We start from the raw sequence: 16,276 nt of genomic DNA on the forward strand, positions 1-16,276 counted from the left end.
GCGTCAGGCGCCGACGCGCTTGCCTGGCTTGACCGAGGAGACAGCCGGCGCTTCCCAATGATGATTGAGAGCGGCGGTCATGATCTCGGCTGCGGCCAGGGCCGCTATGACCGCCGGCCTCTTGTCCTTCACCGCCGTGCCGCCGATCGGGCAAATAAGGCGGTCGAAAAGATCGGGCCGGCCGATTTCCCGTGACAGCCAGTTCTTGAAGGTCGAACGCTTGGTCTTCGAGCCGATCATGCCGACATAGGAAGCGTCGTCACGCCTGAGCGCCTCGGCTGCAATCAGGAAGTCGAGCGCGTGGTCATGGGTGAGGATCACGAAGGCGCTGCCGCGCGGCGCATCGCGGACCACCACCTCGGGCATCGCCGTCAGGCAGGTCTCGATACCGTGGATATCGGCGGCCGAAAGCTCGTCCTCGCGGGTGTCGACGAGGATAGTGCGCACCGGCACGAGCGATAGCGCCATCGCCAGCGCATCACCGACATGCCCGGCGCCGAAGACGTAGACATGGGGGCGGCTGGCAATCTCCAGATCGCTGCGTTCAATCAACATGGCGGCTTTCTCCCGATCGATGCGCGTGAAGGCGAGCGCGACGCGCCCGCCGCAACACTGGCCGATCTCGGGACCAAGCGGGACCGTCATCGTGTCGGCGCTATCGCCGCGCTTCAGCGCGCGCCGACCGTGGTCGATCGCCATATATTCGAGCTGGCCGCCGCCGATGGTGCCGAAGAGGCCGTCCGGCGCCACCAGCATCCAGGCGTCGGTGTCGCGCGGCGTCGAGCCTGCGGCACCCGTCACCTCGACCAGAACGCAGTCCGGTTCGCGACGCAGGAAGTCCCTGATATCCTCTCGGCTCGCAACCATCGCCATCAACCCTGTGCTACAGCCCCTTGCCTTGCGGCGGCTCGCAGCTGCTCGATCGCCATCAGCACCCGTTCCGGCGTCGCCGGCGCATCGATGCGCGGGGGAATACGATACTCCGCAACGCTCGCCGCTGCCATCGACAACGCCTCCAGAACCGAAATGCCCAGCATGAACGGCGGTTCCCCGACGGCCTTTGACCGCCGGATCGTTTCCTCCCGGTTGACCGACCAATCGGCCAGGCGAACGTTGAACACGCGCGGTCGATCGGAGGCAAGCGGGATCTTGTAGGTCGACGGCGCATGCGTGCGCAGCCGACCCTTGGCATCCCACCACAGTTCCTCTGTCGTGAGCCAGCCCATGCCCTGAACGAACGCGCCTTCGACCTGACCCAGATCCAATGCCGGGTTCAGCGACCGGCCGACATCGTGGAGGATGTCGGTACGATCGACCTGATATTCGCCGGTCAACGTATCGACGCTGACTTCGGAGCAGGACGCACCATAGGCATAGTAGAAGAACGGGCGGCCGCGGCCCTCCGAGCGGTTCCAGTGGATCTTCGGCGTCTTGTAGAAACCCGCAGCTGAAAGCTGAATGCGGGCGCCATAGGCGAGCTTGATGAACTCGCCGAAAGCTAAGCGATCCGCGCCGATCCGCACTGTATTCGGCTCGAAGGCGACATCGGCCTCGGCGACTTTCCAGCGCTCGGCGGCAAAGCGCACCAGCCGCGCCTTGATCTGCTGCGCCGCATCCGCGGCCGCCATACCGTTGAGATCCGAACCGGAGGACGCTGCTGTCGCCGACGTATTCGGCACCTTGCCCGTCGTCGTCGCCGTCACCTTGATCCGATCGAGATCGACCTGGAACTCGTCGGCCACCACCTGGGCGACCTTGGTGTAAAGCCCCTGCCCCATCTCGGTACCACCATGGTTGAGGTGGATCGACCCGTCGGTATAGACGTGCACCAGGGCGCCTGCCTGATTGTACTCGGTCTTGGTGAAGGAGATGCCGAACTTGACCGGGGTGAGCGCGATGCCGCGCTTGATGATGTGGTTTTCGCGGTTGAAGGCGATCACGGCCTCTCGACGCGCAGCGTAATCGGCCGACGTTTCGAGCTCCTCGATGATGCGCCCGATGATGTTGTCTTCGACCGTCTGGTGATAGGGCGTGAGATTGCGGCCCTCGCCGCCATAGAAGTTGAGCTTGCGGATCTCGAGCGGATCCTTGCCGACAGCATAGGCGACATCCTCGATCATGCGCTCGCCGCCGACCATGCCCTGCGGGCCGCCGAAGCCACGAAACGCAGTGTTCGAGACGGTGTTGGTCTTCAACGGCTTCGAACGAAGACGGACGTTCGGATAGAAGTAGCAGTTGTCGGCATGAAAGAGCGCGCGATCGGTCACGGGTCCAGAGAGATCGGCGGAAAAGCCGCAGCGCGCCGCAAACACCGCATCGACCGCCTCGATCCGGCCCTCGTCATCGAAGCCGACCTTGTAGTCGACGTGGAAGTCGTGACGCTTGCCGGTTGCCGACATGTCGTCGTCGCGGTCAGGTCTGACCTTGACGGCGCAACGGTATTTCTTTGCGGCCAGGGCCGCCACGGCGGCGAAGATGTTGGCCTGCGTTTCCTTGCCGCCGAAGCCGCCACCCATGCGGCGCACATTGACAGTCACGGCGTTGGACGGCACGCCAAGCACGGTTGCCACCATGTGCTGGGTTTCGCTCGGATGCTGGGTCGACGAATAAACCAGGACCTCATCGTCCTCGCCGGGAATGGCAAAGGAAATCTGGCTTTCGAGATAGAAGTGGTCCTGACCGCCGATGCGCATCTCGCCTTCGACGATGTTCTTCGCCCTGGCAAAACCGGCTTCGATGTCGCCACGCTCCAGCTTCAGCGGATCGATGACCAGAGGATAGTTCGCGGCAGCAGCCTCAAGCACGTCGGTCACATGCGGCAGATCGCGGTATTCGACCTCGACCTTGACGGCTGCACGCCTCGCGGCTTCACGCGACGTGGCGATGACGGCGAACATCGGCTGGCCGTAGAACTCGACCTTGCCGGTTGCAAACACCGGATCGTCGTGCTTGTGGGCGGGGCTGATGTCGTTTTCACCCGGGATGTCGTCAGCTGTGAGGATACCGATGACGCCCTCGCTGGCGCTGACCGCGTCGAAATCGATCGACAGGATATCGGCATGGGCGCGCTGGGACAGACCGAGATAGCCGTGCAATGTGCCGGCCGGTTCCGGAATATCGTCGATATACTCGGCCGTTCCCGACACATGTTTGTGGCCGGACTCGTGCCGTTCGTTTTCGTGGACGCCACCGCGGATGCGGTCGATGGGCTGCATCACATTCATGGGTCTCACCTCCTAGACGGCTACGGCAATGTTGCGGTCGATCCGGATGTTTCCGGTCGCCTGCGTTTCAAGATAGAAGCGGCGCAACAGGTTCTTGGCCACCAGTTGGCGATACTCCGCCGAGGCGCGCCAGTCGGTAAGCGGCGTGAAGTCCTGATCGAAGGCGGAGATCGCCTGCTCGACCGTTGGCTCCTGCCAGGCCTTGCCCTTCAGCGCCGCCTCGACATGAACAGCCCGCTTCGGTGTTCCGGCCATGCCGCCAAAGGCGATCACCGCGTCAGCGACTTCACCGGCACCGTCGAATGTCAGGCGGAATGCGCCGCAGACGGCGGTGATGTCTTCATCCAGACGCTTGGTGATCTTGTAGACGGCAAAGCTGGTGTCAGCTTCGAGGAAAGGAATGTGAACCGCTTCGACGAATTCACCGGGCTCGCGATCCTGCTTGCCGTAGGCAATGAAGAAATCTTCGAGCGCCACGGTACGGCGGCGAGCGCCCTTGCGCAGCGTCACCGACGCGCCGAGCGCAATCAATGCCGGCGGCGTGTCGCCGATCGGCGATCCGTTGGCGATGTTGCCACCGACCGTACCCATGTTGCGGACCTGCTGTCCGCCGATCCGGTCCCAAAGCTCGCGCAATTGCGGGAAATGTTCGGTAATGACGGGATAGGCTTCGGCATAGCTGACACCAGCGCCAAGCGTCACACCCTTGTCGTCGACGGTGATGCGACGAAGTTCTTCCAGGTGCGTGAGATGCACGACCGGCGCGATATCGCGCATGAACTTGGTGACCCAGAGGCCGACGTCGGTCGAGCCGGCAACGATCGTCGCTTTCGGATTGGCTTCGAGCACATCGGCAAAATCATCGACGGAAGCCGGCAGCATGAACAGTTCCGCTCCCTCGCCGATCACCACGCGGCGGCCATCCTGAAGGGCTGCGAGTTCGCCGGCGATACGATCGCGTTCGGCAAACAATGGATCCTTCCCCAGATCGCCGATGGTCGAAATCGCCTCGGCCGCGCGAATGATCGCGGCATAGCCAGTACAGCGACACAGGTTGCCCTGCAGCGCCTTCTCGATTTCGGTGACCGACGGCTTGGCGTTTTCCATCCAAAGCCCGTAGAGCGACATCACGAAGCCAGGCGTGCAGAAGCCGCATTGCGACGCGTGCGTCTGGACCATCGCCTGCTGGACGGGATGGAGTGGACCACCCGGTGTTGCCAGCGAATCCACCGTCACCACGTGACAGCCGTCGAGCGAACCGACAAAGCGGATACAGGCATTGACGGATTCATACTTGAGCTGCCCGCCGAGCAGGCGGCCGACCAGCACCGTGCAGGCGCCGCAGTCTCCCTCGGCACAGCCTTCCTTGGTTCCGCGCAGGTTGCGATCGATGCGCAGGAAATCGAGCAATGTCTGCACCGCAGAAACGTCGGAAAGCTCGACAAGGCGGTGGTTCAGGAGAAAACGGATCGTGTTGCGTATCTGAATGGTCATTGCTGATCAGCTCCCGCGATAGGTCGAATAGCCGTAGGGCGACAAGAGCAGCGGCACATGATAGTGCGCCGCCTGATCGTCGATACCGAAACGGATCGGGATGACATCGAGAAACGGGTTGGCGCCGCGCGCAGCTTCGGACCCAAGATAGTCGCCGGCGTGGAAATGCAGCTCGTAGGTGCCGGCCTGCATCAGCGATCCGCTCAACAGCGGCTGATCGCAGCGTCCGTCATCATTCGTCCTGACCGAGCGCAGATGCGTCTGGCGCTCGCCCTCGATGCGATACAGCTCGATGCGCAGGTCCTTGGCCGGTTTGCCACTGGCCGTATCGAGTACATGGGTCGTCAGACGGCCGTCGTTTCCACCATGAGATTGCATGCGTCTTGCTCCTCCCGAAGTCATCTTTCCATTTCGCAGTATCCCGGTGAGCCAGTGCATTGAGAAGCGGGCGGATCATTCGAGACTTTCAAAATTTTTGGGGGGAATGACGGCGGAAAAATCCCGTTAGGAATCGAGGTGCAGAGACAAATGTCTGGAGGACTGCTTGCATGAGATACCCCCGCGATCTTCACGGCCATGGCCCGAACCCCACCATCGTCTGGCCCGACGAGGCGCGGATTGCCGTGCAATTCGTGATCAATTACGAGGAAGGCGGCGAGAACTGCGTGCTGCATGGCGACGCCGCATCAGAGGCTTTTCTCTCGGAAATCGTCGGTGCGCAGGCTTGGCCCGGACAGCGCCACTGGAATATGGAATCGATCTATGAATACGGCGCCCGCGCCGGCTTCTGGCGGCTTCATCGCATGTTCACGGAAAAGGGCGTGCCCGCGACAGTCTATGGCGTCGCAACAGCGCTGAAGCGTTCCCCGGCGCAGGTGGCCGCGATGCAAGACGCCGGCTGGGAGATCGCCTCGCACGGTCTGAAGTGGATCGAGCACAAGGAATTCAGCCCTGAGCGGGAGCGGACAGAGATCACAGAGGCGATCTGGCTGCACACGATCGTCACCGGCGAACCGCCGCGCGGCTGGTACACCGGTCGCTGTTCGGACAACACGCTCGATCTGGTGACCGAGACTGGCGGCTTCGACTACGTCTCGGACAGTTATGCCGACGATCTGCCCTACTGGCATGAACATGCGGGCCGCCACCAGCTGGTCATTCCCTACACGCTCGACACCAATGACATGCGCTTTGCAACGGCGCAGGGCTTCAACAGCGGTGACCAGTTCTTCAGCTATCTCAAAGACAGCTTCGACGTGCTCTATGCGGAAGGTGCGGCCGGCGCACCAAAGATGCTCAGCATCGGCCTGCACTGCCGCCTTGTCGGCAGGCCGGGTCGCGCCGCAGCGCTTGCGCGTTTCATCGACTACGTGAAGGGCCACGAAAAGGTCTGGTTAGCTCGTCGCGTCGATATCGCACGGCATTGGGCAAAGGCCTATCCCTTCAAGGCCTGGGACGACCGTCCATCGCAGCTTTCCGAGGCTGATTTCGTCGCTCGCTTCGGTGGCGTTTTCGAACATTCCGATTGGATCGCCAGGCGCGCCTTTGCCAGCGAGCTATCGGCCGCCAACGACACGGCGATCGGGCTTGCTGCAGCGCTCACTGCAGTCTTCCGCGAGGCGAGGCCGGAAGAGCGTCTTGCCGTGCTCAACGCCCACCCGGATCTCGCCGGCAAGCTGGCGCAGGCAAAGCGGCTGACCGAAAGCTCGACCAGCGAGCAGGCTTCCGCCGGCCTTAACGCCCTGACCGATGCTGAACGCACGCGTTTCACCGAACTCAACAGCGCCTATGTCGAAAAATTTGGCTTTCCCTTCATCATCGCGGTCAGAGGCCGCAGCAAGGAGGACATCCTGGCGGCCTTCGAAACCCGGATCGAGAACGATCGCGACAGCGAGCTCGAGACGGCCTGCCGGCAGGTGGAAAGGATTGCGCTTCTCCGCCTCAAAGACATGCTGCCGAGCTGAGTGCAGGCGATGACGATCGACAGCGTCGGCCTGCCTGACTTCGCGCGCAAGGCGATCAATCTCGCCTCCGCCGGCCTCGGGGCAAGGCCGGTGTTTGCCACCGACGAGTTCTTCGCCCCGCTCGAACGGCTGTTGCAGGATTGTCCCGCTGTCTTTCATCCCGGCGTCTACGACGAACACGGCAAATGGATGGATGGCTGGGAAACGCGGCGTCGACGCGGTCCCGGCCACGACCATGCGATCGTCGCGCTTGCCGCCACCGGCCGGATCGCCGGCTTCGACGTCGATACGACGCATTTTACCGGCAACTACCCCTCCGCCTGCGCAGTCGACGCCTGTCTGGCGCCTGATGGGCCGGATGAAGCAACCGCTTGGACCGAGCTCTTGGGCATGAGCCCGCTTGGTCCAAGCGCCCATCACTACTTCGCAGCCCTTGCAGATGGGACCTGGAGCCATATCAGGCTGCGGATCTATCCCGACGGTGGCGTTGCCCGGTTGCGGGTCTATGGCACGCCCGCCCTCGACCGGGATCGGATCGGCGACGACGTGGTCGATCTCGCATCCTCGCTGCTCGGCGGCCGGATCGTCGTCTTCTCCAACGGCCACTACGGCCATCAACGACTGCTGGCACCCGGGCGGGGGATCAACATGGGCGACGGCTGGGAGACGCGACGGCGGCGCGAACCCGGCAACGACTGGATCATCGTCAGGCTGGCCGCACGCACGTCGATCGAACGCATCATCGTCGATACCGCCCATTTCAAGGGCAACTATCCCGACGCCTGTTCGGTGCAGGCGGCCGACCTCGGCGAGACGGACTGTACGGTCGACGCGGCGCTAACAGCATCTTCGCTCTATTGGCGGGACGTCCTCTCGCGCCAGAAACTGAGCGCCGACAGCATTCATGAGTTCGGCCCTGACCTGATCGAAGAGGTCGGTTGCGCCACCCATGTTCGTCTCAACATCTACCCCGATGGCGGCGTCAGCCGGCTGCGTGTCTTCGGGCGCATTGCAAGGGCCGGCACCCCGTAAACGACCAACATAGGACGGAGGAGCGTCACATGAAGGAGATCGAGATAAAGCCGCTGACACGCGAGGCATTCGCGCCATTCGGCGACGTGATCGAGACTGAAAACGCCCACAGCTTTCCCATCAACGGTGGAAAATGCACCCGCTACCATGATCTCGCCAAGATCGAAACCGCCGGCGAAAAGGCCCGGCCGATGATCAGCCTCGTGCGCGGCGAGCCCTATCCGCTGCCGTTGAAGCTGACCATGGTCGAACGGCATCCGCTCGGCAGTCAGGCCTTCATTCCCCTGACCGACAATCCGTTCCTGGTTGTCGTTTCGGAGGAGACGGCTGAAGGTCCGAGCGAACCGATCGCCTTCCGGACCGCGCCCGGCCAGGGCGTCAATATCGCCCGCAATGTCTGGCACGGCATCCTGACGCCGTTGGAAGACGTCTCGGACTTTGCCGTGGTCGACCGCGGCGGCGAAGGCGTCAATCTCGAGGAGCATTTCTTCGAGCAACCATTCCTGCTGCGCTGACGGCGGGTTTGACACCAGAGGACGGACCCGCTCTACCGGAGTGGGTCCCGTCATCCTTTCGTTCACGAGCCCTAGTACCCACCGTCACGCCTGAATCTCGTCGGGGTGTAGCCGGTCAAACGGCGAAAATCGCGGGAGAAATGATAGGGATCGGGATAGCCGCAGTGCGCCGCGACTGCCGAAACCTTCGCCTCCGGCTCGACCAGCAGACGTTTTGCCTGGTTGATGCGCTCATGGCGCAGCCAGTCCATCGGCGTCGTACCGATGGTGTCCTTGAATCTCCGAAACAGTTGCGATGGGCTGAGATGCGCGAGGACCGCAAGCTCATCGATCGTCCAGGCTTTGGCAAGGTCTTTTCGGACTGCGGCAAGCACACTGGTTATGCGATCGCGTGAGGCAGAATCGTCGGGTGCGGCAGCACCCACCAATCGCGGCGCACTCAGGTTGGCGATCAGGCCGGCAATCGCCGCACTGACCAGCGCATCCGTTGCCGACGAGCGATCGTCGAGATAGCCGATGACGGCCTGGAACGCGACGCGGGCCGCCTCGCGATCCGACGGCTCGAACAACGGCGACTGCTGCACATTGAGGAAGGCATAGACCTCGTCCAACCCATGTCCCTCGACACCCATCCAGAGATATCGCCATTCACGGGCGTCGGGCGCGCAGCGATGTTCATAGGCCTGCGACGTGTCGAGCCAGACCGACAGGCCCTCCTCGGCGACGAACCGCTGCCCGCGCACTTCTATCAGCCCCTGCCCCGAGGTGGTGTGAACGAGCACGTGCTGATGGAAGCGCTTGCGTATCGGCGACTCCTCCGGCAACGCCACCCGCGCGCCGGCAACCAGCGCCTTGTAGGGGAACGCGCCTGCAAAACGTGCCGGTGTGTGAAAATAGATCTCTTCGCGCTCAGCCAACATGCGCGACACTCTGCATGGCGATGCGAGTTTTGTCCATTATCTCGCGAGATTGCTGCATTTCCCAGTACTGCCTGATGACGCTATCATGCAGTTTTTGCAGGGAGTGCGGCAAATGGCAGAGACCTTATCGACGGAGAGCCAGGTGGAGGTCGCGTTTACTCCCTTGTCCCCCGATTTCGCGCGCGATCCCTATCCGACCTACAAGGCGCTGCGCGACAAGGACGGTCTGCACTATTACGAGGACTTCGACATCTGGCTGGCCTCGCGCTTCGAGGATGTCTCGGCAATCGTCATGGACAAGCGTATGGTTCGCTCGCTCGAGGACATCGCGACATCAGAGGAAATCGCCAGGATCCAGCGCGCCGGCAACTGGCACGACATGCCGCACCACTCCCGCTTTGTGCAGTTTAGCCTGCTCGACAGCGATGGCGCCGTACACGACCGGCTGCGCAGACAGGTCTTCAAACTGTTCACGCCGGCGATGATTGCCAAGCTACGCGATCAGATCCAGGCCTATGTCGACAGGCTGATCGACAGCCTCGCCGATCGCGGCCAGATCGATTTCGTCGATGATCTCGCCGCCCACGTGCCCGGTCACATCATCGGCCGACTGCTCGGCGTTCCGGACGAAGACTGTCCCCAGTTGCGCATCTGGTCGGAGAACATCGTCCAGTTTTTCGACGTCGACCGGTCGGATGAACGCAAGCGCATCGCCGAGACCAACACCACCGAATTCTACGAATACCTGACGGTTCTGAAACACGAGCGCGAGCGAAACCCCAAGGACGACCTCATCTCGGTCCTGATCGAGGCCGAACGTGCCGGCGCGATGAATTCAGACGAGTTCATCTCGACCTGCATGCTGATCCTGATGGCCGGCCATGGATCGACCATCGACGTGCTTGGAAGCGGCATGCATGCGCTGCTGCGGTTTCCCGAACAGATGGCGCGGCTGCGAAAGGACCCTGCATTGATCCAGACGGCCGTGCAGGAGATGTTCCGCTACGAGTCACCGCTGCCGTTCTTCCATCGCCACTGCATCGAGGACGTGGAAATCGGCGGGCGGACTTTCGCGCGCGGCACGAAGTTCGGAGTGCTTTATGGCGCTGCCAACCGCGATCCCAAGCAGTTCGAAAACGCCAATGCGTTCGACATCGGTCGCACCCCCAACAGGCATCTGGCCTTTGGCGGTGGCGTGCATTTCTGTCTCGGCAACCATCTCGCCCGGCTCGACATGGACATCATCTTCAGCACCTTGTTGCGGCGCTTCCCGACGATCGAGCTTGTCGACGAAGAGCCCGAATACAAGCGAGGCCTTTCGGTGCGCGGCCCCAAGCGGCTGCAGATCGCCATCAAGCCGGCCTGAACGCCAACAGATGCGCCCTCCAGCGCGAAGCAATTCGAACGATTTCAGATTTGAGTGGAGACCATGCAATGCCCAGGATTGTCTTTGTGGATGCCGAGGGGAAATCGACCGAGGTTGAGGCCGAAATCGGCCAGTCGGTGATGTCGGCAGCCGTGCAGAACGGCATAGATGCCATCGCCGCCGAATGCGGCGGTTCCTGCGCTTGCGGCACTTGCCACTGCTATATCGACGGGACATGGGCCGGCCGGCTGCCATCGCCCGACTATCAGGAGCAGGATATGCTGGATTGCGTCGTCAATCCGGACGAAAGAAGCCGGCTCAGCTGTCAGATCACTGTTTCCGACGCGCTTGACGGCCTCGTGGTGCATCTGCCGGCCGGGCAATACTGATCGAGGAGCGCTCGCGCCACCAACCACCGCCAAACGCAAAAAGACCGGAGCTGCAGGAAACGCCTGCAGTCCGGCCAGCTTCGCGGGGGAAGTTATGTGAGGCCGGGGCGTTGTCTGCCCCGGCCTTTTTCCTATTCGGCGAAGAAGGCGAAGCGCACGATGAAGAGCGCTGCGACCAGCTGCGTTGCCGGATGGATGACGCTCCACTTGCCGGTGAACACTTTGAGCACGACATAGCTCACGAAGCCGAAGGCAAGGCCGTTGGCGATCGAGTAGGTGAAGGGCATGGCCAGTGCCGTGAGTGCGGCAGGCGCCGCTTCCGTCAGGTCGTCCCAGTCAACTTCCGTCAGTTCGCGCATCATCAGGCCGGCAACATAGAGCAGAGCCGGTGCCGTCGCATAGGACGGAACGGCCGCTGCCAGCGGCGAGAAGAACAGGGCGGCAAGGAAGAGCACGCTGACGGTCAGCGCCGTCAGGCCCGTGCGACCGCCTGCCTGGACGCCGGAGGCGCTTTCGACATAGGCGGTGGTGCTGCTGGTGCCGATCAGCGAGCCGGCAACGATGGCGGTGCTGTCGGCCAGAAGCGCCCGGCCGAGGCGGCTTGGCTTTCCTTCTTCCACCAGCTTGGCGCGCTTGGCCACACCGATCAGCGTACCCGTGGCATCGAAGACTTCGACGAGCACGAAGACGAGGATCACGTGGAGCAAGCCGCCATGGAGCGCGCCCATGATATCGAGCTGCATGAAGGTGGGCGCGATGCTCGGCGGCGCGGAAACAATGCCCTTGAACTCACTCACCCCCAGTAGCATCGACAGAATGGTGACGACGAGGATGCCGATCAGGATCGAGCCGCGGACCTTGAGCGAATCGAGCACTGCAATGACGAAGAAGCCAAGGATCGCCAGCAGCGGTCCGGTCTGCTTCAGGTCGCCGAGACCGACCAGCGTCGCCGGATTGTCGACGACGATGCCGGCATTCTTCAGCGCGATGATGCCGAGGAAAAGACCGATACCGGTCGCAATCGCGCTTCTGAGCGAATGCGGGATACCGGCGATCAACCAGCTTCTGACCCCTGTTACCGTCAGGATCAGGAAGATCATGCCCGAGATGAACACGGCACCCAGCGCCTGCTGCCAGGTAAAGCCGAGGGCTGCGACGACGGTAAACGCAAAGAAGGCGTTGAGGCCCATGCCTGGCGCCATGCCGATCGGCCAGTTGGCGACGAGCGCCATGACGGCCGAGCCGAGCGCCGCGGCAATACAGGTCGCGACGAAGACGGCATCCCTATCCATGCCCGTGGACGACAGAATGTCGGGGTTGACGAAGATGATGTAGGACATCGTCAGGAATGTCGTGACGCCGGCGATCACCTCAGTGCGCACGGACGTCCCATGCTCGTTTAACTTGAATAGTCGTTCAAACATATTTCCTCCCTTGGCGGCGTCGCGACGACGCAGCCGAACGACAGAGATCGGGCCACAGTCTCCTCCAGTACCCGACCAGTGCATTTCGATCATCCCCGAATTATCCGGTGCGATCGCATCACGGACCATTTCCGGTCCGTGCCGGGCGGGCGATCGTCCGCCCCCTTGAGACGACGCGAATGCCCTTGTGCACAGCCTTCGGATTGTGCGTCGTCCGGCGGCCGACTGCTAGCCGTCTATTCCAGGGTTCGACAAGGAAAGACTTTCAAATTTTTCGGAGCAGTTGCGGCCGATTGGCAGGCCGATTCCTGGCACTTTCGCCACCGGGTTCGGCGGCCGAAGCACGCCGAATAAATATAGTGGAATGGCCTCTTGACCTTCCAACGGTGGGAAACCTCATGTTTGTCTCACATCGAAAAGAAGGAGACAAGCGATGCAGAATTACAAGATCGACAACATGACCTGCGGACATTGCGCCGGCGTCGTGCAAAAGGCGATCCTGAGCGTTGATCCGCAGGCAACCGTCAAGGTCGATCTCGGCGCGCGCGAAATCAGCGTCGACACCGCCGCCGCATCCGGCCCGATTGCCGACGCGCTGAAGACGGCAGGCTATGAGGGCCGCCAGCTCTAAATCAAGATCGCAACGGTGCCTCCAGTCACCGGTTGGCGCGCCTCGGCTCCCAAAGCCGGGGCGTTTGTCGTTTGACGCCGCCGCACGCCTTGACCCTACAACGGTGGGAAGCTCTAGCTTGCCGGCTCCGCATCTTCACGGAGACCGAGCATGCAACACGACGAACACGACGGGCACCGACATGATCACCGCAGCGTGACCGCCAGTCCCTCGAAACCCGAAAGCATGTCACTCAACTGTCTCGCGCTCTCTGCCACGGTGCATTGCCTGACAGGATGCGCCATCGGCGAGGTGCTCGGCATGGTCATCGGCTCGGCGCTTGGTTGGGGCAATGTCCAGACCATTGCACTCGCCGTCTTCCTTGCCTTTGTCTTCGGCTACGGCCTGACCATGTTTCCGCTGCTGAAGGCAGGCATGCCGTTCGCGGTGGTCCTGAAGCTGGCGCTTGCCGCCGACACGGCGTCCATCGTCATCATGGAAATCGTCGACAACGCCCTGATGCTGTTCATCCCCGGAGCGATGGATGCAGGCGTAACGTCTCTCCTCTTCTGGGCGAGCCTTGCGGTCGCGCTCCTTGTTGCCGGGGCCGCCGCGTTTCCCGTCAATCGCTGGCTGATTGCACGTGGCAAGGGTCACGCCGTCGTGCATTCGCATCACCAGCACTGAGCATTTGAATGCGATGCCTTGCTGCATGAAGAAATGTTTCAAACCGCCCTTGACCTTCCCATCGTTGGAAGCCCCATCTTCCGATAAAAGAAAAGGAAAAGGAGCACGATCATGGGATCCGTGACCACCATCGAAACGAAGAGCGCCGTAGCAATCGCCGGCAACGCCCTGACGGCCAGCATACCGGTCGAGGGAATGACCTGTGCCTCGTGCGTCGCGCGCGTCGAGAAGGCCATCCGAGCAGTCCCAGGGGTGACATCCGCCTCTGTCAACCTTGCAACGGAACGGGCCGATGTCAGGTTCGATGGATCGACCAAGACCGCCGACATCGTCAAGGCAATCGAAAACAGCGGCTATGGCGCCGCTGAGGAATCGATCGAGCTGGCAATCGAAGGTATGACCTGCGCCTCCTGTGTCGCCCGTATCGAAAAGGCATTGAAAGCGGTGCCCGGCGTCGCTGACGCCAGCGTCAACCTGGCGACCGAGCGCGCCTCGGTGCGCCTCACCAAGGGCATTGCAACAGTCGCCAGTCTCGAAGAGGCCGTGCGCGCCGCCGGTTATGACGCCAAGCGCATCACCGGCGATGCGAACACCGATGAGGAGGCCGAAAAGCGCGAGCGCGAAAGCCGGCGTCTCAGCCGCGCGTTGCTGGTTGCAGCAGCCTTGACGCTGCCGATCTTCGTCCTGGAAATGGGCTCGCACTTCATCCCGGCCGTGCACGACTTCGTCATGATCAATATCGGCATGCAGGAGAGCTGGTATCTGCAGTTCGTGTTGACGACGCTCGTGCTCTTCGGCCCGGGCTTGCGCTTCTACCAGAAGGGCATACCGGCCCTGTTGCGTCTCGCGCCCGACATGAATTCGCTCGTCGCCATCGGCACGGCCGCCGCCTGGGGCTATTCGGTCGTTGCCACCTTCGCATCTGGGCTTTTGCCCGAGGGCACGGCCAACGTCTATTATGAAGCCGCGGCCGTCATCGTGACGCTGATCCTGCTCGGTCGGGTGCTTGAAGCCCGCGCCAAGGGCCGCACCTCGGAAGCGATCAAGCACCTGATGGGCCTGCAGGCAAAGACGGCGCGCGTCGTTCGCGATGGGGAAACGATCGAGATTCCGCTCGCCGACGTGCATGCCGGCGACACCGTGCTGGTGCGCCCCGGCGACCGCGTGCCAGTCGACGGTACCGTTGTCGATGGCAATTCCTACGTCGACGAATCGATGATCACCGGCGAGCCGGTTCCCGTCGAGAAGATCGCCGGCGCCGACGTCGTCGGCGGCACCATCAACAAAACAGGCTCCTTCACCTTCCGCGCCACCAAGGTCGGTGCCGACACTGTGCTTGCCCAGATCATTCGCATGGTCGAACAGGCCCAGGGCGCCAAGCTGCCGATCCAGTCGCTGGTCGACAAGGTGACGGCCTGGTTCGTTCCGGCCGTCATCGCCATGGCAGTCCTTACTTTCGCGATCTGGCTCGTCTTCGGCCCGGATCCCGCGCTGACCTTCGCGCTCGTCAACGCCGTCGCGGTGCTGATCATCGCCTGCCCCTGCGCGATGGGCCTAGCGACCCCGACCTCGATCATGGTCGGCACCGGTCGTGCCGCCGAGATGGGTGTGCTGTTCCGCAAGGGAGAGGCGTTGCAGACACTGCGCAATGCCGAGATCATTGCCGTCGATAAGACGGGCACGCTCACCAAGGGTCGCCCGGAACTGACCGATCTCGACACGTCAGCCGGTTTTGAGCGCAGCGAGGTGCTTGCACTCGTCGCCGCCGTCGAAACCCGATCGGAACACCCGATCGCCGAGGCAATCGTCGAAGCGGCGAAGTCCGAAGGCATCGCCATTCCGACCGCCGCGAACTTCGAGGCTGTTCCTGGCTTCGGCGCGAGCGCCACGGTGAATGGGCGGAGCATCCATGTCGGCGCCGATCGGCTGATGACCCGGCTGAAGCTCGACGTCTCGGTGTTTGCCGACCAGGCAGCCCGCCTCGGGTCGGAAGGCAAGAGCCCGCTCTATGCAGCAATCGACGGCAAGCTTGCCGCCATCATCGCCGTTGCCGACCCGATCAAGGAAACGACGCCGCAGGCGATCCGCATGTTGCACGATCTCGGTCTCAAGGTGGCGATGATTACCGGCGACAACCGCCGGACGGCCGAAGCGATCGCCGCCAAGCTCGGGATCGACGAAGTGATCGCCGAGGTGCTGCCCGACGGCAAGATTGCTGCTCTGAAGCGCCTGAAGGCAGACGGTCGCGCCGTCGCCTTCGTCGGCGACGGTATCAACGATGCGCCTGCTCTTGCCGAAGCCGATGTCGGACTTGCGATCGGTACCGGCACCGATGTCGCGATCGAAAGCGCCGATGTTGTGCTGATGTCCGGCGATCTCCTGGGCGTGCCCAACGCGATCGCGCTGTCGAAGGCAACGATCCGCAACATCAAAGAAAACCTGTTCTGGGCCTTTGCCTATAACGCGGTCCTGATCCCGGTTGCAGCGGGCGCGCTTTATCCGCCCTATGGCCTGTTGCTGTCGCCGATCTTCGCCGCCGGTGCCATGGCGCTTTCCAGCGTCTTCGTGCTCGGAAACGCGCTTCGGCTGAGGGGTTTTCGCGGCGTCGTCGCGCAAACGCCAGCGGCGCGATAACATCAAAGCCTCTCCCC

At 62.5% G+C, this 16,276-nt stretch carries 14 protein-coding genes; 8 read left to right on the top strand and 6 right to left on the bottom strand.

The annotated features are described in order from the left end of the window. Positions 1–3: 3 nt before the first annotated feature. The 4 genes from xdhC to uraH are packed head-to-tail and all read right to left on the bottom strand — an operon-like array spanning position 4 to position 5,096. A complete protein-coding gene (gene xdhC / locus ASD03_RS31850) occupies positions 4–873 on the bottom strand; it encodes a xanthine dehydrogenase accessory protein XdhC (RefSeq protein ID WP_057218141.1) in 870 nt (289 codons plus the stop codon). Next, on the bottom strand, positions 873–3,224 hold the full coding sequence (gene xdhB / locus ASD03_RS31855; protein ID WP_057218143.1) for a xanthine dehydrogenase molybdopterin binding subunit: 2,352 nt from the start codon (positions 3,222–3,224) through the stop codon (positions 873–875). The genes xdhC and xdhB overlap by 1 nt, the downstream gene beginning before the upstream one ends. A gap of 12 nt (positions 3,225–3,236) precedes the next feature. Further along, positions 3,237–4,718, bottom strand: coding sequence for a xanthine dehydrogenase small subunit (gene xdhA, locus ASD03_RS31860; RefSeq protein ID WP_057211257.1), 1,482 nt, complete (start codon positions 4,716–4,718; stop codon positions 3,237–3,239). A gap of 6 nt (positions 4,719–4,724) precedes the next feature. Continuing rightward, the gene (uraH, locus tag ASD03_RS31865) at positions 4,725–5,096 is read right to left on the bottom strand and encodes a hydroxyisourate hydrolase (RefSeq protein ID WP_025428592.1); all 372 of its coding nucleotides are present in this window, start codon (positions 5,094–5,096) and stop codon (positions 4,725–4,727) included. Between the two features lie 170 nt (positions 5,097–5,266). On the opposite strand from uraH, the gene puuE reads away from it, so the two are divergent. Genes puuE through ASD03_RS31880 form a run of 3 tightly spaced genes read left to right on the top strand, consistent with a single transcriptional unit; the run spans position 5,267 to position 8,229 of the window. Continuing rightward, complete coding sequence (gene puuE / locus ASD03_RS31870; RefSeq protein WP_057218146.1) at positions 5,267–6,682, top strand: allantoinase PuuE; 1,416 nt, start codon at positions 5,267–5,269, stop codon at positions 6,680–6,682. A 9-nt stretch (positions 6,683–6,691) separates the two neighbouring features. Next, positions 6,692–7,714, top strand: a complete 1,023-nt coding sequence (gene alc / locus ASD03_RS31875) for an allantoicase (protein WP_057218148.1) — start codon at positions 6,692–6,694, stop codon at positions 7,712–7,714. Between the two features lie 29 nt (positions 7,715–7,743). Then, positions 7,744–8,229: an ureidoglycolate lyase gene (locus ASD03_RS31880; RefSeq protein WP_057211263.1), complete on the top strand. Its 486-nt coding sequence runs from the start codon at positions 7,744–7,746 to the stop codon at positions 8,227–8,229. A gap of 71 nt (positions 8,230–8,300) precedes the next feature. Here ASD03_RS31880 and ASD03_RS31885 read toward each other — a convergent pair whose 3' ends face one another. After that, a complete protein-coding gene (locus ASD03_RS31885; RefSeq protein ID WP_057211266.1) occupies positions 8,301–9,149 on the bottom strand; it encodes an AraC family transcriptional regulator in 849 nt (282 codons plus the stop codon). Between the two features lie 112 nt (positions 9,150–9,261). Between ASD03_RS31885 and ASD03_RS31890 the strand changes: the two genes are divergently transcribed. Further along, positions 9,262–10,515 carry a cytochrome P450 gene (locus ASD03_RS31890; protein WP_057211383.1) on the top strand — a complete coding sequence of 418 codons (1,254 nt, stop codon included), beginning with the start codon at positions 9,262–9,264 and terminating at the stop codon, positions 10,513–10,515. Positions 10,516–10,583: 68 nt separating this feature from the next. Then, complete coding sequence (locus ASD03_RS31895; RefSeq protein WP_025428586.1) at positions 10,584–10,904, top strand: 2Fe-2S iron-sulfur cluster-binding protein; 321 nt, start codon at positions 10,584–10,586, stop codon at positions 10,902–10,904. Between the two features lie 131 nt (positions 10,905–11,035). Here the strand turns inward: ASD03_RS31895 and ASD03_RS31900 are convergent, their stop codons facing one another. Continuing rightward, positions 11,036–12,328 (bottom strand): NCS2 family permease, encoded by a 1,293-nt coding sequence (locus ASD03_RS31900; protein WP_025428585.1) that lies wholly within the window; start codon positions 12,326–12,328, stop codon positions 11,036–11,038. Between the two features lie 433 nt (positions 12,329–12,761). Here ASD03_RS31900 and ASD03_RS31905 point away from each other — a divergent pair, with 433 nt between their 5' ends. The 3 genes from ASD03_RS31905 to ASD03_RS31915 all read left to right on the top strand — a co-directional run bounded on the left by ASD03_RS31905 (position 12,762) and on the right by ASD03_RS31915 (position 16,259). Then, positions 12,762–12,959, top strand: a complete 198-nt coding sequence (locus ASD03_RS31905) for a heavy-metal-associated domain-containing protein (RefSeq protein WP_057218150.1) — start codon at positions 12,762–12,764, stop codon at positions 12,957–12,959. Between the two features lie 150 nt (positions 12,960–13,109). Next, positions 13,110–13,625 (top strand): DUF4396 domain-containing protein, encoded by a 516-nt coding sequence (locus tag ASD03_RS31910; RefSeq protein ID WP_057211269.1) that lies wholly within the window; start codon positions 13,110–13,112, stop codon positions 13,623–13,625. A gap of 111 nt (positions 13,626–13,736) precedes the next feature. Further along, on the top strand, positions 13,737–16,259 hold the full coding sequence (locus ASD03_RS31915; RefSeq protein WP_082523802.1) for a heavy metal translocating P-type ATPase: 2,523 nt from the start codon (positions 13,737–13,739) through the stop codon (positions 16,257–16,259). The last annotated feature ends 17 nt before the right edge of the window (positions 16,260–16,276 follow it).

It is taken from the genome of Ensifer sp. Root127, assembly GCF_001425225.1.
GTDB lineage: Bacteria > Pseudomonadota > Alphaproteobacteria > Rhizobiales > Rhizobiaceae > Ensifer > Ensifer canadensis.